Here is a 22,247-nt window from a genome sequence, read left to right as displayed (position 1 = left end):
CGAAGGCGTACGGGTGGTTTGCACGCATTCGGCTAGAATTCCCCTCTTCTTTACACGACGGCTTCCGATGAATCCGAACTACCTCGACTTCGAGCAACCCATCGCCGACCTGGAAGCCAAGATCCAGGAACTGCGCAACGCCAGTGCCGGGCCGGCGGTCAATGTCGAGGCGGAAGTGCACGCGCTGCAGGACAAGCTGCGCATGCGCACCGCGCAGATCTTCCGCAACCTGACCTCGTGGCAGGTGCTGCAGCTGGCCCGTCATCCGTCGCGCCCGTACACCGCCGACTACCTCCGCGTCATGTTCGATGAGTTCCAGGAGCTGGCCGGCGACCGTGCCTTCGCCGACGACAAGGCGATCATGGGCGGCCTGGCACGCATCAACGGCCGTGCAGTGATGGTGATCGGCCACCAGAAGGGCCGTGACACCAAGGAAAAGATCAAGCGCAACTTCGGCATGCCCAAGCCGGAGGGCTACCGCAAGGCCCTGCGCCTGATGAAGATGGCCGAGCGCTTCGGCCTGCCGGTGCTGACCCTGATCGACACCGCCGGCGCCTGGCCGGGCATCGATGCCGAATCGCGTGGCCAGTCCGAAGCGATCGCACGCAACCTGATCGAGATGGCCGAACTGAAGGTGCCGATCATCTGCACCGTGATCGGTGAAGGTGGCTCCGGCGGCGCGCTGGCGCTGGGCGTGGGCGACCGCACCGTGATGCTGGAGTACTCGGTGTACTCGACCATCACCCCGGAAGGCTGCGCCTCGATCCTGTGGAAGGATGCCGGCAAGGCCAAGGATGCCGCCGAACAGCTGGGCCTGACCGCCCCGCGCCTGAAGAGCCTGGGCCTGGTCGACAAGGTCGTGCGCGAGCCGACCGGCGGCGCCCACCGCAACCCGACGCAGATGGCCAAGCGCCTGAAGGCGGTGCTGCTGAACGAGCTGGACGCGCTGGACAAGCTGTCCACCGAGCAGCTGCTGGAACAGCGCTACGCCCGCCTGCGCAGCTACGGCACGTACGAAGCGGCCTAAGCCCGGTAGTGCCGGCCGCTGGCCGGCAACACGCAGGTGATTGCAGAAACGAAAGAGCCGGGCAATCGCCCGGCTCTTTCGTTTGCGCCCTGGCGGCATCCACGCATGGCGTGGATCTACCGGGTGCAGATGACCCCGCGTCAGAACGGCTTGGCCAGCACCAGCCACACGATCGGAATGAACGCCAGCAGCGGGATCTCGTTGATCCAGCGCAGCGCGCGCGACGACGGCAGCGCCCTGCCCTTGGCCACGCCCTTGAGCAGGCGCCCGATCCAGCTGAAGTACACCAGCAGCAGCACCACCAGCCCCAGCTTGGCATGCAGCCAACCGGCGCCGCCCGAGGCAACCATCGTCGGGAAATCCGGAATGACCTTGTAGCCCAGCCACAGCACCAGGCCCAGCAGGAACGCCAGACCGAACATCGAGTGGCCGAAACGGTACAGGCGCAGGCCCATCAGCTGCAGGCGCTCGGTCACCGCCGGCTGGCCTGCGGTCTCGGCCAGGTTCACCAGGATGCGCGGCAGGTAGAACACCGTCGCCATCCACGCCACCACGAACACGATGTGGAAGGTCTTGACCCAGTAGTAGCTCTGCATGCGCTCGCTCCGGCGGCTGGCGTAGGTTGGCGGCCATTCTCGCATGCCGTGGCCGGGCCACCCCACGCCCCAGCGCCGCGACACATCGACGCATGGCACGCCGCAACGCCGTACGATAAGCGCCGTTTTCCCCGATCGTGCACCGCCCCATGGACAAGACCTACGACGCCGCCTACTTCCAACGCTGGTACCGCAGCGCCGACATCGGTGGCAGCGCCCGCCTGGCACGCAAGGTGGCATTGGCTGTGGCCAGCGCCGAGTACTACCTGGAGCGACCGATCCGCAGCGTGCTGGATATCGGCTGCGGCGAAGGCGCCTGGCGCGCGCCGCTGCTGAAGCTGCGTCCGAAGGTCGAATACCTCGGCTTCGACAGCAGCGAGTACGCTGTGCGCCGCTACGGCCGCACCCGCAACCTGCACCTGGCCCGCTTCGGTGATTTCGCCTGGCTGCGGCCCTGCGCCCCGGTCGACCTGCTGATCTGCTCGGACGTGATGCACTACGTGCCCGACCGTGAGCTGCGTGCCGGACTGGCCGGCGTGGCGGAGCTGACCGGCGGCGTGGCCTTCCTGGAGACCTTCGCCGCCGAGGACGCGTTCGAGGGCGACCACGAGGGTTTCCAGGCCCGCCCGGCGCGCTGGTACCGGCGGACGCTGGCCCGGCACGGTCTGCAGCCGGTAGGGTCGCATTGCTGGCTCGGCCCCGCCCTGGCAGGCGATGCGGCCGCGCTGGAACGGATGTGAATCCGGATTCATTATTTTCAGCCAACTTAACCTGCGGGACACCCGGATGGGATATGCTGCGCGGCAACATATGACCATACATATTCGGTCGTCATGCTCTATCAACTGCACGAACTGACCCGCAACCTGCTCGCCCCCTGGGTGCACCAGGCCCAGGCCAACGCCAGGTTCTTCGCCAACCAGGGCCACTGGTGGTCGCAGATGCCCGGCGCTGATCGCCTGGCGGCGGTCAATGAACTCTTCCATCGCATCGGCAAGGATTACGAGAAGCCCGAGTGGGGCATCAACGAAATCGACGTCGATGGCGAGCGCGTGCCGATCGTCGTGCACGAGGAAGTGAGCAAGCCGTTCTGCAAGCTGCTGCGCTTCAAGCGCCACAGCAATGAAGCCGACCAGCTGCACACCATGCTCAACCAGCCGTTCGTGCTGGTGGTGGCGCCGCTGTCCGGCCACCACGCCACGCTGCTGCGCGACACCGTGCGCACGCTGCTGCGCGACCACCGCGTGTATGTGACCGACTGGGTCGACGCGCGCATGGTGCCGGCCAGCGAAGGCGAGTTCGGCCTGGACGACTACATCGCCTACATCCAGGAGTTCATCCGCCACCTCGGCGTGGAGCGCCTGCACGTGGTCAGCGTGTGCCAGCCGACCGTGCCGGTGCTGGCGGCAGTTTCACTGATGGCCAGCCGTGGCGAGCCGACGCCGCGCACGCTGGTGATGATGGGTGGCCCGATCGATGCACGCTGCAGCCCGACTGCAGTGAACAACCTGGCCACGCAGAACCCGCTGTCGTGGTTCGAGAACAACGTCATCCACACCGTGCCGGCCAGCTATCCCGGCGCCGGCCGCCGCGTGTACCCGGGCTTCCTGCAGCACGCCGGGTTCCTGTCGATGAACCCGAGCCGCCACTTCAGCTCGCACTGGGATTTCTACACCGACCTGGTCAAGGGCGACCTGGAAGACGCCGACGCGCACCGTCGTTTCTACGACGAGTACAACGCGGTGCTGGACATGCCGGCCAAGTACTACCTGGATACCATCCGCGTGGTGTTCCAGGACTTCCTGCTGCCGCGTGGCGAGTGGGTGGTCAACGGTGAGAAGGTCGATCCGTCGGCGATCCGCGACACCGCGCTGCTGAGCATCGAGGGTGAGCTGGACGACATCGCCGGCCTCGGCCAGACCGAAGCCGCGCAGGCGCTGTGCACCGGCATCGACGCTGGCCGCCGTGAGCATTTCATCGTCGAAGGTGCCGGCCACTACGGCATCTTCAGCGGCCGTCGCTGGCGCGAAGTCGTGTACCCGAAGGTGCGCGACTTCTTCGCCGCGCATGCCGATGCACCGGCGGCGAAGGTCACGAAGAAGAAGAGCAACGTCACCCCGTTGCGGCGAAAGGCGGGGTAACTCGCCCAGGGTGGGTGCCGACCTTGGTCGGTACGCCCTGGTAGATGCCAACCTTGGTTGGCGCTCTACCCTGAATCCCGGTATCTGAAGGATTGTGCCAACCAAGGTTGGCACCTACCAAAGCGAATTCCGCCAAGCGCCTCTGCACTGATGGATCGTGCCAACCAAGGTTGGCACCTACCGGAGCGTCCGCACCCGCTTACAGCCGCACGAGCAGGTTCTTGGCGATCAGCCCATGCAGCTTGCCGATGCCGCGTGCCAGATGCATCGTCAGCAGCAGCAGCAGCGCGCCCGCCGCGGCAACCGCGATCGCCACCAGCGGCGAGGCCGCCATCGGCAGTACGTTCACGTCGTTGATGTACACGCCGGGGATGTCGCCACTGAAGATCGCCGCGACCGGCGCCCAGATCAGGCTCAGCGACAGCGACAGCAACGTCACCGCGATGGTGAAGTAGATCACGCCCAGCGGCAGCATCAGCACGAAGTACAGCAGCGTCAGCCAGGTGCGGCCATCGGTGAACATGTCGCCGATGCGCTGCAGCCAGGTGCGGCTGCGGTCGGTGTAACGCGGACGACGTGGCATGCGCTCGCCCAGCAGCGCTTCCACCAGCCGCCCTTCCAGCAGCGCCAGCCCGCGCACCGAACCGAAGAACAGCACGGTCAGCGGGATGCCGATGATCAGGATCAGCAGGCCCAGCGACAGCGACAGGCCAGTCACCACCCAGGTGAAGAAGAAGATGCCGGTGGCCAGCGACAGCAGCATGTAGAACAGCGCACCGTAGGTATGCGGATCCGTCACCACGCCGAAGAAGCGCGCCAGCAGCGAACGCGGCACCGGTACCGGCGGGGGTGCGGCCGGCTCGACGCCACTGGCTTCCGCCGCCGCACGCAGCACCGGTGCGGTATCCGCACGCGGTGTACGCAGCGCGCGATTCACCGTCACTTCGGTCTCGCGGTAGATTTCGGCTACCTCGTCCGGCGCACCGTAGCTGCCGGCAACGTCGGCGATCACCTCGGCCTCGCTACGGCCGGGCTGCGCCGCCAGCTCCGAGCGCAGGTATTCCTCGGCGTCGTACAGCGCGTCCTGCACCATCGCCGGGTCGGCGCCTTCCAATGCCGCGCGCAGCTGCGCCAGGTACTGCGGGATGGTCGTGGGCAGGGCTCGGCCTGCCAGGCTCGGGTCGTTCATTGCGGTACCCCCTCCAACACGGAATCGACGGAATCGCGTGTGGCCTGCCAGGCCTGGCGCCATTGCGCCAGCACCTCGCGGCCACGTTCATTGATGCGGTAGTAGCGCCGCGGCGGCCCGCTGCTGGACGGCTCCACATGGCTTTCCAGCAGGCCGGCGCCCTCCAGATTGCGCAGCACCGGGTACAGCGCGCTCTGCTTGCCGCTCAGCACGCCCTCGCCCACCCGCTCCAGCTCCTTGGCAATGAGGTAGCCGTACAGCGGCTCTCCGGCCCGGGCCAGCACCGCCAGCAGGGCCAGCGACACCGTCCCGGCGCTGAGCTCCTTCTGGAACTTCTTCAGCTGGACATCGTCCTCGGACATGACCGGCCCTCCACTACGTTGAAGTCCACAGTAGTGCGAAGTTCGGTATAGCGAATGTGTCGTTAGTCACTCTGCCGGTTGGCGTGGCCGGGCCGCTCACGCAGAATCGAAGCCTCGTTCATGTTCCGGGGTTCCCATGCCGCACCACCGTCGCCTTGCCCTGACCGCCCTCGCCCTGTCCTGCCTGCTGCCCGTCCTGGCCAGCGCGGCCACGCCCTACCGCAGCCCGCAGCAGATCCTCGATGCCTCGGCGGCCAGCGACTGGCGCACCCCGGACCCGGCCAACCTGCTGTACATGGACCTGCCGGCCGGGCGGGTGATCATCGAGCTGGCGCCGCAGTTCGCTCCGCGCCATGTCGGCAACATCCAGACCTTTGCCCACGAGCACTTCTGGGACGGCACCAGCATCTACCGCTCGCAGGACAACTTCGTGGTGCAGTTCGGCGATGCCGACGCCGATGACGCCGCCAAGGCCAAGCCGTTCGGCAGCGCCGCGCGCAAGCTGCCGGCCGAATTCGAACGCGCCAGCGCCGGCCTGAAGGTCAGCGTGCTGCCGGATCGCGATGGCTGGGCCGCGCAGACCGGTTTCGTCGACGGCTTCCCGGTCGGCCAGGACCCGCAGGCCGGCAAGGCCTGGCTGGCGCATTGCTACGGCATGCTCGGCGCTGGCCGCAGCAACGAGGAAGACAGCAGCATCGGTGCCGAACTGTACGTGGTGACCGGCCAGTCGCCGCGCCAGCTGGACCGCAACATCACCCTGGTCGGCCGCGTGTTGAAGGGCATGGAACTGCTCAGTGCAACGCCGCGCGGCCCGGCGCCGATGGGTTTCTATGCCGACCCGAAGCTGCGCACGCCGATCGTGTCTATCCGCCGTGCCAGCGATGTGCCGGTGGCCGAGCGCACGCCGATCCAGGTACTGCGTACCGACTCGAAGACCTTCGCCGATACGGTGGAAGCGCGGCGGAATCGCGTGGATGATTTCTACAAGCGCCCGGCGGGGCATATCGATCTTTGCAATGTTCCGGTGCCGGTGAAGTAACGCCGTCGCGGGTTCTGCGCGTGGCGCGTGCTGAAGGTGCTTCATCGTTCATGGGCGTCACTTTTCTTTTCGCGCGAAAAGAAAAGTAACCAAAAGAAACGCGCCGCCAGGTCGCGAGCCGCCGTGCTTCGCACGCCGGTCCCCTGCGCTTCTCGGTGAATCAGGGGGCGGTGCCGAACTCGCTGCGCTCAGACATCGGCACCTCTTCGCCCCTGATTCCCCTGCGATGCTCGGCTCGCTCAAGGCGGACTGGAAGGTCAAGATCAACCGCAAAAGCATCCACGCATGGCGTGGATCTACTGGGTGCAGCTGTGGCCTTTGATCTGGGTCCGCCTTGAGCGAGCCGAGCACCGCAGGTCCGGCGAGGGCGAAGAGGCGCGGGTGTCTGAGCGCAGCGAGTTCCCGCGCCGTCCCTCGACGGGCCGAGGAGCGCAGGGCACCGATGCGCAGCATCGGCTCGTGACCGGCGGAACGTTTCTTTTGGTTACTTTTCTTTGCGTACAAAGAAAAGTAACGCCCATGAACAATGAAGCGCCTTCAGCACGCGCCACGTGCAAAACACCTCAACCCTTCTGACTCACCGCCACGCTACCCAGAATCAACGCACCGGCAATCAGCATCTGCAGCGTCACCGGCTCGCCCAGGAACAACCACGCGAAGGCCGCACCAAACAGCGGAATCAGGTAGGTCACCGTGGATGCACGCGACGGGCCGATACGGCCGATCAAACGATAGAACATCAGGAACGCCAGCCCAGTGCAGGCCACGCCCAGGGCAATCGCCGCGCCCCACGCCTTGGCCGGAATCGCCGCCTGCGGCCAGTGGCTGACCGCCATCGGCAGCATCCACAGCGAAGCGCAGGACAGCGTTGCCGCCGCAGCCGCAGCCGACGGCAACCCGGTCATGTGCCGCTTCACCAGGTTCACGCCCAGGCCGTACAGCAACGAAGCCGACGCACCGGCCAGCACCGCGGTGCCGATGCTCAGGCCGGAGACCTTGGCCGTGGCCAGCACCACCACGCCGGCGAAGCCGACCAGCAGCGCGCCCGCACGGCGCATGCCGATCTTCTCGCCGAAGAACAGGAACGCGATCAGCGCGGCGAACAGCACCGTCATCGCATTGCAGATCGCACCGATCGCGGCCGGCGCCTGCTCTGCGGCATAGGCGAACAGCACGAACGGCAGCGCCGAGTTGATCAGGCCGATCGGCGCCAGCCACAGCCAGCGCCGCGGCGGGAACTGTGCGCGGGCGCGCCACAGGAACGGCAGCAGCACCAGCGCGCCCAGCACCAGCCGCACCTCGACCAGCGCGAACGGGCCGAACGACGGCACTGCCACCCGCATGAACAGGAACGAGCAGCCCCAGATGGCGCCCAGCAGGGTCAATTCCAGCGGCGTGCGCCAGTCGCGCTCGGCCGCCTGTGGGACCGCATTCATGCCCTGCCTCCGTCCATCGTCTGTTCCTCGCCAAGGCAGAAAGGATCAGGCGCAGACGCCCGCCACACAAGCGCGTAGTATCGCTGCCAGCCACAAATATGGTTTGAGGCTGGACATGCAGCTACGCCCTTCCCTGCTCCCCGCACTGGCCGTGTTCGCGGTTGCAGCGCGCCACCAGAACTTCGCCCAGGCCGCCCAGGAGCTGCACCTGACCGCCAGCGCGGTCAGCCATCACGTGCGCCGCCTGGAGGAGGTGCTGGAGACCCGGCTGTTCCTGCGCCATGCCCGCGGCGTGCGCCTGACCGCCGAGGGCCGGCAGCTGGCCGACGCCGCCAGCGCCGCCTTCACCGATGTCGCGGCGGTCGCCCACCATCTGCACCCGGATGCGAACAGCGTGCCGTTGCGGATCACCACGCTGCGTTCACTGTCGTACTGCTGGCTGCTGCCGCGGTTGCCGCGTTTCACCCAGGCCCATCCGCACATCCGCATCGAGCTGCATACCGGCAGCGGCCTGGACCGCTACGACGACAACGGGCCGGAAGTCGGCATCCGCTACGGGCTGGGCCAATGGCCGGGCCTGCGTGCACAGCACCTGATGGATGACTACCTGTTCCCGGTGGCCTCGCCGGCGCTGGCCGGGGTCGAAACGCTGGTCGATCCGGCGCGCATCGCCGACCTGCCGCTGCTGACCGATCTGTCGCCGCAGGGCTGGCGTGACTGGTTCCGCCATGCCGGCGTGCGCCCACCCTCGCCACTGCCGCCGATGCATACCTTCGCCGACAGTACCGATGCGATGCGTGCCGCGGTGTACGGCATGGGCACTGTGCTGGCACGTACCCATATCGCGCAGCCCTACCTGCAGCGCTACGAGGTGGTACGCCTGCCTGGCCCGGCGCTGAAGGCGCGCTACGCGTATCACGTGGTGCATGCCGAAGGGCAACCGCCGAGCCACGCCGCGCGCCTGTTCATCGACTGGTTGCTGGAGCAGGCGCAGGACGAACGCACGCCGATTCCCGCATTGCCGGAAAGCCTGCTCGGGCGCCCGGCCACGCACGGCTGACTGCGCCCTCACCCGTTCTTTGCTTCACGCTGGCTAGGCTGCAGGCAACCCCACACCGTATCGACGCCATGGCCATGCTGCGACTGCGCATCACCGGAACCGAAGACGACGCCCGTGCCATCAGCGACCTGCTGCTCGGCCTGGACGGCATCGAACATGTCGAGGAAACCGACGACCTGATGCCGCACATGGACGACGACGATTCCAGTTCTGCCGGGCTGTCCGATGACATCGGCCCGGGCATCCACGAACTGGAGGTGGAAGTCGGCAACGAAAGCACCGCGCAGAAGGTGCGCGATGCGGTGCAGGAACTGGCGCTGGAGCTGGATGTGTTCGTCGAGTACGAGACCGACGAGGGCTGATGCCGGCTGGCTGCCGGCATCAACCTTGTCCTCAAAGGGTGGGCGGCAGCGTGCGACGGCGGCGACGCCACCACGCCCGCACCCCCCAGGCCGCGATCAACGCCAGCACCGCTACCGGCAACAACGCGGCGGCAGCGCGGATCAGGAACGCAACGCTGGTGCTGAGGATGCTGCCCGATTCGCTCAGCGCCTCACCGATCTCGCTGCGGCTGCGCTGGCCCGAGGTGGTATCGAAGTGCATCGTGACCAGCTGGGTATCGATGCGCCGGCGCTGCTGCGCAGAATCCTTGTTGGCCTGCTCGACGCCCGCTTCGATCTCCGACAGGCGCGTGGTGATCGCCATCAGGTCTTCGATCTTCAGGTCCTTGCGGTCCTGGTAGGACAGCAGCCGCGCATGTTCCTTCTCCAGCCGCGCCTTGGTCAGTGCGGTGTCTGCTACCTCCTGCGCCAGGTCCTCGGCGCGCGTATTGCGCGACTGCAGCGTGCCCCCCTCACCGGCCAGAGCAATCAACGGCTCGGTGCCCTTTGGCGCAATGCGCACCTTGACCTCGCCGCTGGGCTGCTCGCCACTGCGCTGGTCGACCTGCAGCACCGCGCAATCACCGAACTTCGCACTCTGGCAGGCCTGCGCCACCTGCTGGATGCGCACAGCGATCTGCGCCGCTTCCAGCTGGATCTGCACGTCATGCTCGTAGGCCAGGAACGCACCTTCCGGCGAAGCGACAGCAGCATCGGCAGCGGCCGCACCCGCCTCCTGCGCCCTCTCGCCGTTCTTGGCACAGGCCGCCAGCGCCAGCAGCAGCACCGGCATCGCCACCACACGCGTCCACGCGCGCAGCGGCGTCACAGTGCCGCTCCGTCGTAGGACATCACCGCCAGCGTGGCCAGGTCTACCTGCGGTACGCAGCGCACGTTCACCGCCACCATCGGCGTACCGGTGCGCGGGTCCACCGCTTCGCTGTAGGGGGCAACGCCGCACTCGCGGCAGTGGTGATGATCGATGTGGGCTTTGTTGAAGTGGTAGGTAGCCACGTCCGCGGGATTGGTGCTCAGCTGGAACGCCTCGCGCGGGGCAAACCACAGCAGGCTGCCGCGGCGACGGCACATCGAGCAGTTGCAGTCGATGACGTCGCTGATCGGCGCCTCGGCCTGTACGGTGAATGCGATCCTGCCGCAATGGCAGCTTCCCTGGTATTCCATGTCCTACGCTCCGCTGGAGGGTCCTTGTCAGTGCCCATGGTAATCCTATGGCACGGGGACAAAGCAGCCCCGGAGGCCTATGCTCGGGAATTGACCCCAGTACAGGAACGCCGATGCGCCCGCATCTTCTTGCCCTCGCCCTGGTCGCCGCCCTTGCCGGTTGCCAGCCGGCCGACGCCCCGACCAACGGTTCCACCCCGGCCGCCAACCAGCAGGCCGGTGACGCGGCGGTTGATGCCGCCTTCGCCGACCTGTCCAAGCGCGCCCTTGACACCTGGATGCAGCTCTCGCCGGTCAGCGCCACCCAGATCGGTGACCACCGCTACGACAGCGAACTGGATGACCTCAGTGCCGCCGGCCAGCAGAAGACCCTGGCCGCCTACAAGGCGCTGCTGGGCGAGCTGGACAAGATCGAGGTGGCCAAGCTCGGCCGCGAAAACCAGGTGGACGCGGCGATCCTGCGCAACCAGCTGCAGTCCGAGATCTGGAATGCCGAGGTCATGCAGTCCGGCAAGTGGGACCCGCAGCTGTACAACGGCGTGGCCGGCAGCGCGATCTACGGCCTGATGGCCCGTGAGTTCGCACCGCTGCCCGAGCGCCTGAAGTCGGCCACCGCGCGCATGGAGAAGCTGCCGGCGATCTTCGCCCAGGCCCGCGAGAACCTGGATCCGGCCCGCGTGCCGAAGATCCATGCCGAGACGGTGGCCAAGCAGAACAAGGGCATCCTCAGCATCGTCGATACCTTCATCACCCCGCACATCGGCGAACTGCCGCAGGCCGACCAGCAGCGCCTGCAGGCCGCCATCGATGGCCTGAAGAAGGCGGTGGACGAACAGCAGACCTGGCTGGACAAGACCCTGGTGCCGAACGCCAAGGGCGACTTCCGCATCGGTGCGGAAAAGTACGACCAGAAGCTGAAATTCGCGCTGAACTCGTCGCTGTCGCGCCAGGAGATCGGTGAGCGAGCACGCGCCGAACTCAAGCGCGTGCGCGAAGACATGTACGGCATCGCGCAGACCGTGCTGAAGGACAAGCCGGGCGCACCGGAGATGCCGGCACAGCCGACCGACGAGCAGCAGCAGAAGGCGATCGAGGCCGCGCTGGAGCTGGCCTACGCCGACAAGCCGGCACGCGACAAGGTCGTCGACGATGCCAAGGCCGCACTGGAGCAGTCCACCGCATTCGTGCGCGAGCACGATCTGATGACCCTGCCCGACGCGCCGGTGGACATCATCCTGATGCCGGAATTCCAGCGTGGCGTGGCCGTGGCCTACTGCGATTCGCCGGGCCCGCTGGACAAGAACCTGAAGACCTTCTACGCCGTGTCGCCGATTCCGGACGACTGGAACGACAAGCAGGTCGACTCGTTCCTGCGTGAGTACAACTCGCGCATGATCCACCTGCTGAGCATCCACGAAGGTACTCCGGGCCATTACCTGGAAGGCTGGCACTCGGCCAAGTTCCCCTCCACCCTGCGTGCGGTGCTGCGTTCGGGCCTGTTCGCCGAAGGCTGGGCGGTCTACACCGAGCGGATGATGCAGGAGCAGGGTTACCTCAACAACGACCCGCTGTTCCACCTGGTGCAGCTGAAGTTCTACCTGCGCACGATCTCCAACGCGATCCTCGACCAGGGCGTACACGTGGACAACTGGGATCGCGAGAAGGCGATGCACCTGATGACCCACGATGCCTTCCAGCAGGAAAGCGAAGCCTCGGGCAAGTGGGTGCGCGCGCAGCTGACCTCGGCACAGCTGCCGACCTACTTCGTCGGTGCGCAGGAACACTTCGACACCCGCAAGGCGATGCAGGACAAGCTGGGCGACAAGTTCAACCTCAAGGCCTATCACGACCAGATGCTGTCCTACGGCGCGCCGCCGGTGCGTTTCGCACGCCAGCTGATGCTGGACCAGCCGATCGAGTGATCGCGCAGGTGTGAGTTGGAAACGGAACGGCCCGGGGAAACCCGGGCCGTTTTCTGTTCGGCGTCCCGGGATGGACCCATCCACGCATGGCGTGGATCTACTACCCGCCTGCCAGTAGATCCACGCCATGCGTGGATGGCATTCAATTCACCGCGCGATGCAGCACGCGCTCGAACTGCACGTCACTGCATCCATTCTGCCCACACCCGGGAAGCGCGAGCTCCACCCGACCGGGTGGCTGTACATCGCTCAACGGCAGCGCATCTCGCAGTTGCGCGGTGGTCGGGTAGACGTAGGCCAGGCGGAAACGCACTTCGCCGGCCCCACGATCACGCCAGCGTTCAAACTGCAGCAGGCCGCCGATCGGTGTCTTCTCATACTGGCCCGGCAACGTGTAGTCCGTGATTCCCAGCGCCGCCAGCACGGAACCGATGTTGGAATCGTGGCCGACCAGCAGGCTCACCTTCGGTGACGCCGGATCTTCGAACAGCCCGTTTATTCTTGCCAAAAGCGGCGCAGCCACGTCACGCGCCACCTCGGGTGTTCCGAACAGGATGTCCTGGTAGCGGTTGCGGACCTGCGCCAGCGCCTGCCATTGGTCCTCCGTGTTCAATCGGCCCCAGCCTTCGCCGGGAATGCCACTTCCCTGGTAGTGCTCCATCAACAAGGCATCGACCAACCCGCTTGCCAGGGCCAGCGAACCGGAAGTACGCGGTTCTTTGCCCGGCTCTGCGCTGAAAATGGAATCGGCCGGCGTCAGGTGGCATTCGCTGCGGCCTGCGCATGCAGCCGACTGCGGGTAGCGGGTGATCGCCTCCACCGCCGCCAGCGCCGGTGCCAGATCCGATGCGGCCTGCGCCTGTTGCATCGCCGACAGCGCACGCTCGCGGAAGAGCGTGTCTCTGTTGTGGATCACCGGATTGAACAATGGATCCATCGTGCCCAGCGGCATGCGCTGTTCCACCGTCACGTGGCAGCCCGGGAAGGCACCTGCAACGAAGAACTGTGCGGTCGCCTGGGTGCGCTGCAGGCTGTTGGCGTGCGCGTGGAAGTCGCTCGGCTGCGGACAGCCCGTTGCCGGCATCAACTTTGCCTGCCGCAGCCATTGGCCGATGTAGCGGCCCATGTAGACCTCCAGCACGCCGCCCTTGGTGGTCAGCTCGCCGGCGCCTACGTCCCAGCTCGGCCAGCGCTCCGGAGTCGCATTGGCCAACGCACCCGATGCCACCACCGGTGCGCGCAGGTTGTGGCGGCTGAGAAGGATGACCTGCTCGAGGGCTTCGCCTTCCACTGATGGCGATGCAGCGGCTGCGGCAGTGGCGACCAGTGCCAGCACCAGCGCCAGCAGCAGGGGGCGTAGAGAACGAATCATGCGGGCCTCCGACCCCAGGGAATGCATCCACGCATGGCGTGGGTCTACTGGTCTGCAGCCACAAAACCACCGGTCTGCCGCGCCCACAAGCGCGCGTACAGGCCACCGGCCGTAATGAGCTCGGCATGGGTGCCGGTCTCGACAATGCGGCCCTGGTCCATCACCACCAGCCGGTCCATGCGTGCGATGGTCGACAGCCGGTGCGCGATCGCGATCACCGTCTTGCCGCCCATCAGCTGGTCCAGGCTGTCCTGGATCGCCGCTTCCACTTCCGAGTCCAGTGCCGAGGTCGCCTCATCCAGCACCAGGATCGGTGCGTCCTTCAGCAGCACGCGGGCGATGGCGATGCGCTGGCGCTGACCACCGGACAGCTTCACGCCGCGCTCGCCCACGTGCGCGTCGTAGCCACGCCGGCCCTGCCCGTCCACCAGCGTATCGATGAAGGCTGCGGCGCGCGCCTTGGCCACGGCGGCATGCAGCTGCTCGTCAGTGGCATCGGGGCGGCCATACAGCAGGTTGTCGCGGATCGAGCGATGCAGCAGCGAGGTGTCCTGGGTGACCACGCCGATCTGCTGGCGCAGGCTCTCCTGGGTGACATGGGCGATGTCCTGATCGTCGATCAGGATGCGGCCGCTTTCCAGGTCGTACAGGCGCAGCAGCACGTTGACCAGGGTCGACTTGCCGGCACCGGAAGGACCGACCAGGCCGATCTTCTCGCCCGGCTTCACCACCAGATCGAGGCCGGCAATCACACCGCCCTTCTTGCCGTAGTGGAAGTGGATGTCCTGGAAGTGCACGCCACCACGGGTCACCTGCAACGGCACTGCATCCTCGCGGTCCTGCACGGTCAGCGGCTGGGCGATGGTAGTGATGCCATCCTGCACCGTACCGATGTCCTCGAAGATGCCGTTGATGGTCCACATGATCCAGCCGGACATGTTGTGGATGCGGATCACCAGGCCGGTCGCCAGCGTGATCGCGCCAACAGTGATGTGGCCACCGTTCCACAGCCACAGCGCGAGCCCACAGGTACCGGCAATCAGGAAACCGTTGACGATGGCGATGGTCAGGTCCATGCCGGTGGTGATGCGGGTCTGCGCACGGTGCTTGACCGCCAGTTCCTGGATCGACTCGGCCACATAGGCCTGCTCGCGTCCGCCATGGGCGAACAGCTTCAACGTGGGAATGTTGGTGTAGCCATCAACGATGCGGCCCATCGCCTTGGAACGCGCTTCGGAGGCGATCCATGCGCGTTCCTTCGCGCGCGGAACGAAGTAGGCCAGGATCACTGCATAGGCCAGCAGCCACAGGATCAACGGCACCATCAGGCGCCAGTCGGCCTGCGCGAACAGGTACAGCGCGGTGCCGGTGTAGACCACGATGTACCAGAGCGAGTCGACCATCTGCACTGCCGATTCGCGCAGCGAGGTACCGGTCTGCATCACCCGGTTGGCCACGCTGCCGGCGAAGTCGTTCTGGAAGAAGTTCAGGCTCTGCCGCACCACGTAGTTGTGCATCAGCCAGCGCGAGCGGTTGCTCAGGCCAGGCACGATGGCCTGGTTGACCAGCAGGTTGTGCAGGCCGACCAGGATCGGCCGCGCGATGACCGTGATGAACAGCATCCAGCCCAGCTCATTGGCATGGCGCTTGAAGAAATCGCCCCCCGGCTGCTCGGCGACCATGTCGACGATGCGGCCCAGGTAATCGAACATTGCCACTTCCACCAGCGCCAGCAGCAGGCCGGCGATCAGGGTGGCCAGCAGCACCGGCCACACCGGGCGCAGGTAGTGCAGGTAGAACGGCACCACCTTGCGCGGCGGCATGCGCCCGTCCACGGGCGGGAACACCGGGATCAGGGATTCAAACCAACGGAACATCGCATTCCCTCGCCATCAATAGCCGGCGGAGTATCCCACGCCGCGTGTGTACGCCAGCCGATGATCGCCGCGGTTCCGGTAGTGCCGGACGCTGGCCGGCCCCCTCGCGACGCTTCCGGGGATCATCAGGTTGCAGGCCAGCGGCCGGCACTACCGATGGGATTCGTCAAACGGCAGCGCCGGGCCACGCCCGGCGACGTCATTTCACCGGGGCGAACAGCAGGTCCTGGAAATCGAAGCTGAAATCGGTCAGGTCGGAGATCGACTGCATGCGCACCTCGCGCACCTTGCCGTCCGGATCCAGGCTGAAGTTCACGAACGCGTCGGCGTTGAGCGAACGGTCGTCCCAGCGCACGATGAAGGTGTCGTGCTGCCAGTGCTCCAGCCGACCGCTCAGCTGTGCAGTCTTCATGAAGCGCAGGCGCAGGCCCTTGCCCTGGGCGCTGATCTGCATGTCGCCATACCAGCGGTCGCGGAACGTGCCGGTGTAGCCGGCCAGTGCCAGCGATGGCTTGCTGCCCTTGTCGCGCGCGTTCTGGTGCTTGGCCCAGGCCTCGTCGGCCTTGTCCTGGCCCTTGGCCACGGCCTTGGCATAGGCATCCACCCAGTCGTGCTTCTCGCCGCCCAGATAGGCATCAAGCACGCTCAGGGTGATCGCGTTGAACGCCGCGCCCACTTCCTGGTTGGTCAGCACCACCACGCCCAGCTTCTCGCCCGGCACCAGGGTCAGCCGCGAAACCATGCCCGGCCAGCCACCGGTGTGCCAGACCAGCTTCCGGCCACGGTAGTCGCTCAGGCTCCAGCCTTCGCCGTAGCCGGCAAAGTTGGCCCGCGCCGGCGCCAGCTCCGGCACGCTCGGCGCCGGAATCGACTGCGGCGTGATCATCCGCCACATCTGCTGCTGGCTCTTGTCGCTGAACAGCGCGGTGCCATCGGCCAGCTTGCCTTCGTCCAGCTGCACCTGCATCCAGCGCGCCATGTCGTGCGCACTGGAATAGATGCCACCGGCGCCGGCATTGTTCGACCAGGTCAGCGGTGCAACGGTACGCAGGTCCTTGAAATCGTACTTGGCGTGGCCGACCGCGGCCTTGTCGCCCGGCTTCAGGTGATCGGCGTTGTAGCGTGTGCCGGCCATGCCCACCTTGTCGAAGATGCGGGTCTGCAGGAACTGCTGGTAGCTCATGCCGGAGACATGCTCGATCACCTGCTGGGCAACCGCGTACAGGATGTTGTCGTACGCATAGCTCTCGCGGAAACCGCCCTTCAGCGGCACCTTGCCCAGCCGCTCCACCACTTCGGCATTGCTGTAGGAGGTGGTCGGCCAGAACAGCAGGTCACCTGCGCCCAGGCTCAGCCCGCTGCGATGCGAAAGCAGGTCGCGGATCGTCATCTGCCCGGTCACGAACGGATCGGACATGCGGAACGACGGCAGGTGGTCGATCACCTTGTCGTCCATCTTCAGTTTGCCGTCCTCGGCCAGCAGGTTCAGCGAGGTGGCGGTGAACGCCTTGGTGTTGGAAGCAATGGCGAACAGCGTATCGGCCTGCACCGGTTCCGGCTTGCCCTGCTCGCGCACGCCCCAGCCGCGTTCCAGCACCACCTCGCCATCCTTGACCACGGCCACGGCAATGCCGGGCACGTCGAACTGCGCGCGCACGCGCTCGACGGTCGCATCCAGGTCCTGCAGCTGCGCCGGGGTGGCAGCACTCGCCATGGTCGTGCACGCCAGCAGCACGGCTCCTCCAATCCAGGGTTTCATCCAGCACGATCTCCGAACAGGGGTGGCGGCCATGTGCAGGCCGTCACCGGGGTTTCGCGCGATGGTAACGGTCTGCGGCGCACCCTGCCCTGTGCCATAGGAGGGGTGTCATGGGCGGGAACGGCCAACCGAGCAACGGGTCGACCATCATTCCGTGCCTGCGCTACCGCGACGCGCAGGCCGCCATCGAGTGGTTGCAACGCGCCTTCGGTTTTCACGTCCAGGCGGTGTATGCCGACGGCGATACGGTGTTCCATGCGCAGCTGACATACGGCAACGGCATGATCATGCTCGGCTCGAGCAGCAGTAGCGGCGAATGGTCCAAGCTGGCGGTGATGCCGGACGAGGTCGGCGGCCGCCAGACGCAGAGCGCCTGCGTGATCGTCACCGATGCCGATGCGCACTATGCGCGGGCCAAGGCTGCCGGTGCCCGCATCGTCATCGACATTGCCGACCAGGACTACGGTGGCCGTGGCTACGCCTGTGCCGACCCGGAAGGTTACATGTGGTGGTTCGGCAGCTACGATCCGTGGCGCGCGGACCACGGCCAGTGATGGCCGCAACGACGCAGGCCGCGATCCGCTGCGGTATCGGTGGCTGGGTGTTTCCCGAATGGCGCGGTGGCATGTTCTATCCGCCGGGCCTGCCGCAACGCGAGGAACTGGCCCATGCCAGCCGCGCGCTGCGCTGCATCGAGATCAACGGCACCTTCTACCGCACGCCCACTGCCGCCCAGTGCGCGCAATGGGCGGCGCAGACGCCGGACGGCTTCCGTTTTTCGATGAAGGCGCCACGCTACCTGGTGCAGCGCCGCGACCTGTCCAGCACTGTGGAGGCTGCAACGCCGTTCCTGCAGGCGGCGCTCGCGCTGGGTGACCGGCTCGGCCCCTTGCTGTGGCAGTTCGACCCACGCCATCCGGCCGATGCCGAAGCGCTGGACGCACTGATGGCACAGCTGCCGAAGCAGTTGGACGGCGTGCCGCTGCAGCATGCGCTGGAGGTCCGCAACGCCGAGGCACATGGCCCGGCACTGGTCGCCGCCGCGCGCCGCCATGGCGTGGCGCTGGTGATCGAGGACAGCGACGAGGCGCCACTACACGGCGATGTCAGTGCCGGCTTCGTCTACGCCAGGATCAAGCGCAGCCAGGCCCGCTTGAACGAGGGCCTGCCGGCACCCGTGCAGCAGCGCTGGGCGGAGCGCGCAGGACGCTGGTCACGCGGCGAGCCGGTAGCCGACCTGCCCTGCCTCGCCGGGCAGGCACCGTCAGAGCCGCGCGAGGTCTACCTGCTGTGCATCGGCGCCGCCAAAGCGCGCAATCCTGCGGCGGCGATGGCGCTACAGCGGCACGTGGACGGCGGCGCATAGCACGACCGATGCGCGACGGGCGCCGCCTTGCCTCACAATAGGCGGATGAGCACACCCGACACCCGCAAAGCGCTGTGGCAGATCCACTTCTGTGTCCTGCTGTGGGGCGTCACTGCCATCCTCGGCAAGCTGATCACTCTGCCCGCGCTGCCGCTGGTCTGGTGGCGCATGCTGCTGGTGACAGCGATGCTGGCCCTGCTGCCGCGGGTCTGGCGCGGATTGCGCACCCTGCCACTGCGCCTGGTGGCGGGCTACGCCGGCATCGGCGCGCTGGTCGCCCTGCACTGGCTGACGTTCTACGGCGCGGTGAAGCTGGCCAACGCCTCGGTGGCCGCCACCTGCATCGCGCTGGCGCCGGTATTCACCTCGATCATCGAACCGTGGGTAGCCAAGCGACCGTTCCAGCTGCGTGAACTCGCCTTCGGCCTGGCCGTGCTGCCGGGTGTTGCACTGGTGGTCGGTGGCGTGCCCGATGGCATGCGCCTGGGTGTGTTGATCGGCGCGATATCGGCGCTGCTGGTGGCGGTGTTCGGCTCGCTCAACAAGCGCATGGTCAGCCACGCCGATCCGCTTACAGTCACCGCACTGGAGCTGGGCGCCGGCACCCTCACCCTGACCCTGCTGGCACCGCTGATGCCCTACCTGCTGCCGGCGCTGGCCAGCCCACTATGGGTGGTTCCGGACCTGCACGACGGCATCCTGCTACTGGTACTGGCCGGGTTCTGCACGCTGCTGCCGTTCGCCCTGGCCTTGGTCGCGCTACGCCACCTGAGCGCCTACACCGTGCAGCTGGTGACCAACCTGGAACCGGTCTACGCGGTGGTGCTGGCAGTGGTGCTGCTGCGCGAGCAGCACGAGGTCACGCCGTGGTTCTACCTGGGCGTGGCGATCATCGTCGGCGCGGTGTTCCTGCATCCGTTGTTGAACCGCCGCAAGCCGGTGCAGCACCCGGAGATTCTCGGTACGTCGGAAGCACGCAACATCGCCGATTGAGCATATCCGCGCAGGGTGCGAATCGCCTTGTCAGCGCTGCGGCCAGTGCCATGCCGGGGCATCCAGCAAGCCCTGCCCGCTCAACAGCGTGCGCCCCTGTTCCTTGTGCAGATGCAGCGAATGACAGCCGGGCGCCTGCTCCAGTGCTGCGATCAGTCGGCTGGCGTGTGAGACCACCCACACCTGGCTGCGCGCACTGGCCGCGATGATCAGCCGCGCCAGCGCCGGCAGCAGGTCCGGATGCAGGCTGGTCTCCGGTTCGTTGAGCACCAGCAGCGGCGGCGGGCGCGGCGTGTGCAGTGCCGCGGCCAGCAGCAGGAAGCGCAGCGTGCCGTCGGACAGCTCGGCCATCGACAACGGCCGCAGCAGCCCCGGCTGGTGGAAGCGCAGGGCCAGCCGGCCATCCAGTTCCTCGAACCCCACCGTGGCGCCCGGGAACGCATCCTCCACGCTGCGCGCCAGTGCGCCCGGATCACCGATCTCGAGGATGGTCACCCAGGCCGCCGCCAGATCGCGACCGTCGTGATGCAGCACCGGCGTGCGCGTGGCCATCGCCGGTTGCCGTGCCGGGGCATCGGCGTCGCTGCGGAAATGGTCGTAGAAGCGCCAGCGACGGATGTACTCGCGCAGGGCGATGGTTTCCGGCATGCGCTGCGGATCGCCAACCTGGGTGAACAGACTGTCGAACAGCGACAACCGGTCATCGACCAGATCCCAACCGCGCGCATGGCGTTGCCGCACCATTGCCCCACGTCGGTCGACCAGCAGGTTGGCGCTGCGCAGGAACGGCCCGGCCCAGATCGCCTCGGCCTTGATCTGCGGGTCCAGTGCGAAGGCCGAACGGCTGGGCGGTGGGTAGCCCAGGTCAATGGCATAGCCGAACTCGTCGGTGGTGAAGCCCAGCTTCAATCCCACCGATTCCTGACGTGGGCCGCCCTGCAAGGGGATTTCGCCGGCAGCAACCCGACGGTCCATTTTTTCCGGCCCCGCCCACAGCGCCGAACCGAGCCCACCTTCGCGGGCCAGAACCGCCGCGACGCCGCCCTGCGCGGTCTCTGCCAGCAGGCGCAGCGCGCGGTACAGGCTGGACTTGCCACTGCCATTGTCGCCGGTCACCACATTCAACTGCTGCAGCGGCAGTATCAGCCCGTGCAGCGAGCGATAGTGGGCGATGGCCAGGGTCTGCAGCATGGTTGTGTCCGTGGGAACAGGAACGGCATATTCGCCGGGCGCAATCGCACAGGCCGCGACACGGCGTTACCTCATCTGCAAAAGCATCCCCGCATGGCGTGGATCTACTGCATGCAGGGCTCAGCCCGCCCGTTCCACCCGGTTGCGACCATTGCCCTTGGCCCGGTACAGCGCCTTGTCGGCGCGCGCCAGCATGTCATCCACGCTTTCACCTGGCTGGTGCTGGGCAACACCGATGCTGATCGTGACCGGGAATCCAAGCGGCAGGTCAGCCACGGCCAGGCGCAGGAACTCGCATTGCAGTTCGGCCGTGTGCAGGTCGGTGCCCGGCATTACCGCCACGAACTCCTCGCCGCCGTAGCGCGCAGCCATGCCGCGGCCGGCGAAGTGCGAGCGCAGCAGCACGCCCAGCTCGGCCAGCACCCGGTCGCCTGTAGCGTGGCCCTGGAAATCATTGATGTGCTTGAAATGATCGATGTCGAGCAACGCAACGCAGGCGACGCCCGGTTGCCCATCGATCTCCACCACCGCCTCTTCCAGTGCCGCCGCCATTGCGCGGCGGTTGGGCAGGCCGGTCAGCGCATCGGTGCGGCTCTGCTCGGCCAGGTCGGCATTCTGCGCCAGCAGCACGTCCTGGTACTCCGCCAACAGGCGCTCGTAGTCATCGCGCTCCAGCATGTGCTTCTGGATGTCGAGCGCGAAACGGCGCAGCTCCATCACCAGCATCACCTGCCGTGACAGCGCGGCCAGTGCCTCGGCCTTGTCGCTGGGCAGGCGCTGCGGATGTGCATCGAACACGCACAGCGTGCCCAGTGGCAGGCCATCGGAACTGATCAGTGGCGCACCGGCGTAGAAGCGGATGTGCGGGTCGCCGGTCACCACCGGGTTGTCATGGAAGCGGATGTCCTGCAACGCGTCCTCGACCACCATGATTTCCTGTGGCTGCAGGATGGCGTGGCCACACATCGATTCGCTGCGCAGGTTTTCCGCCGCGTCGATGCCCTGGATCGACTTGAACCACTGCCGTTCGACGTCGATCAGGGTCACCGCCGCCATCGAGGTACCGCAGACCGCCTTGGCGATCGCGACCAGGTCGTCGAAGGATTTCTCACGCTGCGAATCCAGGATCCGGTAGCGGTACAGCGCCTCGAGCCGAAGGGCTTCGTTGGCAGGCTTGTCGGGCTTGATCATGCAGCGTCACATTCCGGCAGGTCACTGCGGAGTCTAGCTGATGCCGGTGCGCAATCCGCACAACGGGGAGTGCCGGGCGCGGGGCCGCAAACCCCCCGCCAAAGAATCCAGGGGCAGCCCGCCCCCGGCCGGCCCAACCCCCCGGTACCACGACCCCGGCATAG

Annotated in this window: 22 protein-coding genes; 11 read left to right on the top strand and 11 right to left on the bottom strand. The window is 66.7% G+C overall.

Annotation, left to right across the window (positions count from 1 at the left end; translation table 11 throughout):
• Positions 1 to 67 precede the first annotated feature (67 nt).
• Positions 68 to 1,027, top strand: coding sequence for an acetyl-CoA carboxylase carboxyltransferase subunit alpha (locus ABE423_RS02480; protein WP_032128332.1), 960 nt, complete (start codon positions 68 to 70; stop codon positions 1,025 to 1,027).
• Between the two features lie 140 nt (positions 1,028 to 1,167).
• Here ABE423_RS02480 and ABE423_RS02475 read toward each other — a convergent pair whose 3' ends face one another.
• The gene (locus ABE423_RS02475; protein ID WP_032128333.1) at positions 1,168 to 1,623 is read right to left on the bottom strand and encodes a CopD family protein; all 456 of its coding nucleotides are present in this window, start codon (positions 1,621 to 1,623) and stop codon (positions 1,168 to 1,170) included.
• 149 nt (positions 1,624 to 1,772) lie between these two features.
• Here ABE423_RS02475 and ABE423_RS02470 point away from each other — a divergent pair, with 149 nt between their 5' ends.
• Positions 1,773 to 2,363 carry a class I SAM-dependent methyltransferase gene (locus tag ABE423_RS02470; RefSeq protein ID WP_253143336.1) on the top strand — a complete coding sequence of 197 codons (591 nt, stop codon included), beginning with the start codon at positions 1,773 to 1,775 and terminating at the stop codon, positions 2,361 to 2,363.
• 93 nt (positions 2,364 to 2,456) lie between these two features.
• The gene (gene phaZ, locus ABE423_RS02465; protein WP_107433367.1) at positions 2,457 to 3,764 is read left to right on the top strand and encodes a polyhydroxyalkanoate depolymerase; all 1,308 of its coding nucleotides are present in this window, start codon (positions 2,457 to 2,459) and stop codon (positions 3,762 to 3,764) included.
• Between the two features lie 199 nt (positions 3,765 to 3,963).
• Here the strand turns inward: phaZ and ABE423_RS02460 are convergent, their stop codons facing one another.
• Positions 3,964 to 4,953: a sensor domain-containing protein gene (locus ABE423_RS02460; protein ID WP_346484877.1), complete on the bottom strand. Its 990-nt coding sequence runs from the start codon at positions 4,951 to 4,953 to the stop codon at positions 3,964 to 3,966.
• Positions 4,950 to 5,315 carry a PadR family transcriptional regulator gene (locus tag ABE423_RS02455; protein ID WP_032128337.1) on the bottom strand — a complete coding sequence of 122 codons (366 nt, stop codon included), beginning with the start codon at positions 5,313 to 5,315 and terminating at the stop codon, positions 4,950 to 4,952. Before ABE423_RS02455 ends, ABE423_RS02460 begins: the two co-directional genes overlap by 4 nt.
• Before the next feature lie 136 nt (positions 5,316 to 5,451).
• Between ABE423_RS02455 and ABE423_RS02450 the strand changes: the two genes are divergently transcribed.
• Entirely contained in the window at positions 5,452 to 6,354 is a 903-nt protein-coding gene (locus tag ABE423_RS02450) for a peptidylprolyl isomerase (protein ID WP_346484874.1), read from the top strand.
• A 285-nt stretch (positions 6,355 to 6,639) separates the two neighbouring features.
• Positions 6,640 to 6,930: a hypothetical protein gene (locus ABE423_RS02445; protein ID WP_153856883.1), complete on the top strand. Its 291-nt coding sequence runs from the start codon at positions 6,640 to 6,642 to the stop codon at positions 6,928 to 6,930.
• Here the strand turns inward: ABE423_RS02445 and ABE423_RS02440 are convergent.
• Positions 6,918 to 7,790: a DMT family transporter gene (locus ABE423_RS02440; protein WP_346484872.1), complete on the bottom strand. Its 873-nt coding sequence runs from the start codon at positions 7,788 to 7,790 to the stop codon at positions 6,918 to 6,920. The genes ABE423_RS02445 and ABE423_RS02440 overlap by 13 nt on opposite strands.
• Before the next feature lie 115 nt (positions 7,791 to 7,905).
• On the opposite strand from ABE423_RS02440, the gene ABE423_RS02435 reads away from it, so the two are divergent.
• A complete protein-coding gene (locus ABE423_RS02435) occupies positions 7,906 to 8,850 on the top strand; it encodes a LysR substrate-binding domain-containing protein (RefSeq protein WP_346484870.1) in 945 nt (314 codons plus the stop codon).
• Positions 8,851 to 8,918: 68 nt separating this feature from the next.
• Entirely contained in the window at positions 8,919 to 9,212 is a 294-nt protein-coding gene (locus tag ABE423_RS02430) for a hypothetical protein (RefSeq protein WP_005415831.1), read from the top strand.
• A 31-nt stretch (positions 9,213 to 9,243) separates the two neighbouring features.
• Here the strand turns inward: ABE423_RS02430 and ABE423_RS02425 are convergent, their stop codons facing one another.
• Positions 9,244 to 10,023: a DUF4349 domain-containing protein gene (locus ABE423_RS02425; protein WP_346484914.1), complete on the bottom strand. Its 780-nt coding sequence runs from the start codon at positions 10,021 to 10,023 to the stop codon at positions 9,244 to 9,246.
• 32 nt (positions 10,024 to 10,055) lie between these two features.
• Positions 10,056 to 10,412 (bottom strand): GFA family protein, encoded by a 357-nt coding sequence (locus tag ABE423_RS02420; RefSeq protein WP_046983156.1) that lies wholly within the window; start codon positions 10,410 to 10,412, stop codon positions 10,056 to 10,058.
• Between the two features lie 113 nt (positions 10,413 to 10,525).
• On the opposite strand from ABE423_RS02420, the gene ABE423_RS02415 reads away from it, so the two are divergent.
• Positions 10,526 to 12,334: a DUF885 domain-containing protein gene (locus ABE423_RS02415; protein WP_346484867.1), complete on the top strand. Its 1,809-nt coding sequence runs from the start codon at positions 10,526 to 10,528 to the stop codon at positions 12,332 to 12,334.
• Between the two features lie 142 nt (positions 12,335 to 12,476).
• Here the strand turns inward: ABE423_RS02415 and agp are convergent, their stop codons facing one another.
• The 3 genes from agp to ABE423_RS02400 form a co-directional block, all read right to left on the bottom strand.
• A complete protein-coding gene (gene agp / locus ABE423_RS02410) occupies positions 12,477 to 13,706 on the bottom strand; it encodes a bifunctional glucose-1-phosphatase/inositol phosphatase (protein ID WP_125893815.1) in 1,230 nt (409 codons plus the stop codon).
• A gap of 44 nt (positions 13,707 to 13,750) precedes the next feature.
• Positions 13,751 to 15,583, bottom strand: coding sequence for a multidrug efflux ABC transporter SmrA (gene smrA / locus ABE423_RS02405; RefSeq protein WP_180838104.1), 1,833 nt, complete (start codon positions 15,581 to 15,583; stop codon positions 13,751 to 13,753).
• Between the two features lie 199 nt (positions 15,584 to 15,782).
• The gene (locus ABE423_RS02400) at positions 15,783 to 17,342 is read right to left on the bottom strand and encodes a serine hydrolase (RefSeq protein WP_253143340.1); all 1,560 of its coding nucleotides are present in this window, start codon (positions 17,340 to 17,342) and stop codon (positions 15,783 to 15,785) included.
• A gap of 110 nt (positions 17,343 to 17,452) precedes the next feature.
• On the opposite strand from ABE423_RS02400, the gene ABE423_RS02395 reads away from it, so the two are divergent.
• From ABE423_RS02395 to ABE423_RS02385, 3 genes are read left to right on the top strand one after another with little or no spacing between them, the layout of a single operon-like run.
• Positions 17,453 to 17,896, top strand: coding sequence for a VOC family protein (locus ABE423_RS02395; RefSeq protein ID WP_253143341.1), 444 nt, complete (start codon positions 17,453 to 17,455; stop codon positions 17,894 to 17,896).
• Positions 17,896 to 18,708 (top strand): DUF72 domain-containing protein, encoded by an 813-nt coding sequence (locus ABE423_RS02390; RefSeq protein ID WP_125893806.1) that lies wholly within the window; start codon positions 17,896 to 17,898, stop codon positions 18,706 to 18,708. The genes ABE423_RS02395 and ABE423_RS02390 overlap by 1 nt, the downstream gene beginning before the upstream one ends.
• Positions 18,709 to 18,753: 45 nt before the next feature.
• Positions 18,754 to 19,701, top strand: coding sequence for a DMT family transporter (locus ABE423_RS02385; RefSeq protein ID WP_049461762.1), 948 nt, complete (start codon positions 18,754 to 18,756; stop codon positions 19,699 to 19,701).
• 30 nt (positions 19,702 to 19,731) lie between these two features.
• Here ABE423_RS02385 and ABE423_RS02380 read toward each other — a convergent pair whose 3' ends face one another.
• Together ABE423_RS02380 and ABE423_RS02375 are read right to left on the bottom strand one after the other, a co-directional pair.
• Positions 19,732 to 20,892 (bottom strand): AAA family ATPase, encoded by a 1,161-nt coding sequence (locus ABE423_RS02380; protein ID WP_134951490.1) that lies wholly within the window; start codon positions 20,890 to 20,892, stop codon positions 19,732 to 19,734.
• Positions 20,893 to 21,012: 120 nt separating this feature from the next.
• Positions 21,013 to 22,083: a sensor domain-containing diguanylate cyclase gene (locus ABE423_RS02375; RefSeq protein WP_253143342.1), complete on the bottom strand. Its 1,071-nt coding sequence runs from the start codon at positions 22,081 to 22,083 to the stop codon at positions 21,013 to 21,015.
• Between the last annotated feature and the right edge of the window lie 164 nt (positions 22,084 to 22,247).

It is taken from the genome of Stenotrophomonas sp. TWI1409 (genome assembly GCF_039673015.1).
GTDB classification, from domain to species: Bacteria; Pseudomonadota; Gammaproteobacteria; order Xanthomonadales; family Xanthomonadaceae; genus Stenotrophomonas; species Stenotrophomonas maltophilia_A.
This window is presented reverse-complemented; position numbering and strand designations above follow the sequence as displayed.

Excerpts from the sequence above, each read along its gene's own strand:
- ABE423_RS02455 (WP_032128337.1), bottom strand. The coding sequence starts at position 5,315 with ATGTCCGAGGACGATGTCCAGCTGAAGAAGTTCCAGAAGGAGCTCAGC.
- ABE423_RS02470 (WP_253143336.1), top strand. The coding sequence starts at position 1,773 with ATGGACAAGACCTACGACGCCGCCTACTTCCAACGCTGGTACCGCAGC.
- ABE423_RS02425 (WP_346484914.1), bottom strand. The coding sequence starts at position 10,023 with ATGCCGGTGCTGCTGCTGGCGCTGGCGGCCTGTGCCAAGAACGGCGAG.
- ABE423_RS02480 (WP_032128332.1), top strand. The coding sequence starts at position 68 with ATGAATCCGAACTACCTCGACTTCGAGCAACCCATCGCCGACCTGGAA.
- ABE423_RS02475 (WP_032128333.1), bottom strand. The coding sequence starts at position 1,623 with ATGCAGAGCTACTACTGGGTCAAGACCTTCCACATCGTGTTCGTGGTG.
- smrA (WP_180838104.1), bottom strand. The coding sequence starts at position 15,583 with ATGTTCCGTTGGTTTGAATCCCTGATCCCGGTGTTCCCGCCCGTGGAC.
- agp (WP_125893815.1), bottom strand. The coding sequence starts at position 13,706 with ATGATTCGTTCTCTACGCCCCCTGCTGCTGGCGCTGGTGCTGGCACTG.
- ABE423_RS02415 (WP_346484867.1), top strand. The coding sequence starts at position 10,526 with ATGCGCCCGCATCTTCTTGCCCTCGCCCTGGTCGCCGCCCTTGCCGGT.
- ABE423_RS02435 (WP_346484870.1), top strand. The coding sequence starts at position 7,906 with ATGCAGCTACGCCCTTCCCTGCTCCCCGCACTGGCCGTGTTCGCGGTT.
- ABE423_RS02420 (WP_046983156.1), bottom strand. The coding sequence starts at position 10,412 with ATGGAATACCAGGGAAGCTGCCATTGCGGCAGGATCGCATTCACCGTA.
- ABE423_RS02385 (WP_049461762.1), top strand. The coding sequence starts at position 18,754 with ATGAGCACACCCGACACCCGCAAAGCGCTGTGGCAGATCCACTTCTGT.
- ABE423_RS02380 (WP_134951490.1), bottom strand. The coding sequence starts at position 20,892 with ATGCTGCAGACCCTGGCCATCGCCCACTATCGCTCGCTGCACGGGCTG.
- ABE423_RS02460 (WP_346484877.1), bottom strand. The coding sequence starts at position 4,953 with ATGAACGACCCGAGCCTGGCAGGCCGAGCCCTGCCCACGACCATCCCG.
- phaZ (WP_107433367.1), top strand. The coding sequence starts at position 2,457 with ATGCTCTATCAACTGCACGAACTGACCCGCAACCTGCTCGCCCCCTGG.
- ABE423_RS02430 (WP_005415831.1), top strand. The coding sequence starts at position 8,919 with ATGGCCATGCTGCGACTGCGCATCACCGGAACCGAAGACGACGCCCGT.
- ABE423_RS02440 (WP_346484872.1), bottom strand. The coding sequence starts at position 7,790 with ATGAATGCGGTCCCACAGGCGGCCGAGCGCGACTGGCGCACGCCGCTG.
- ABE423_RS02400 (WP_253143340.1), bottom strand. The coding sequence starts at position 17,342 with ATGAAACCCTGGATTGGAGGAGCCGTGCTGCTGGCGTGCACGACCATG.
- ABE423_RS02375 (WP_253143342.1), bottom strand. The coding sequence starts at position 22,083 with ATGATCAAGCCCGACAAGCCTGCCAACGAAGCCCTTCGGCTCGAGGCG.
- ABE423_RS02450 (WP_346484874.1), top strand. The coding sequence starts at position 5,452 with ATGCCGCACCACCGTCGCCTTGCCCTGACCGCCCTCGCCCTGTCCTGC.
- ABE423_RS02395 (WP_253143341.1), top strand. The coding sequence starts at position 17,453 with ATGGGCGGGAACGGCCAACCGAGCAACGGGTCGACCATCATTCCGTGC.
- ABE423_RS02445 (WP_153856883.1), top strand. The coding sequence starts at position 6,640 with ATGGCGTGGATCTACTGGGTGCAGCTGTGGCCTTTGATCTGGGTCCGC.
- ABE423_RS02390 (WP_125893806.1), top strand. The coding sequence starts at position 17,896 with ATGGCCGCAACGACGCAGGCCGCGATCCGCTGCGGTATCGGTGGCTGG.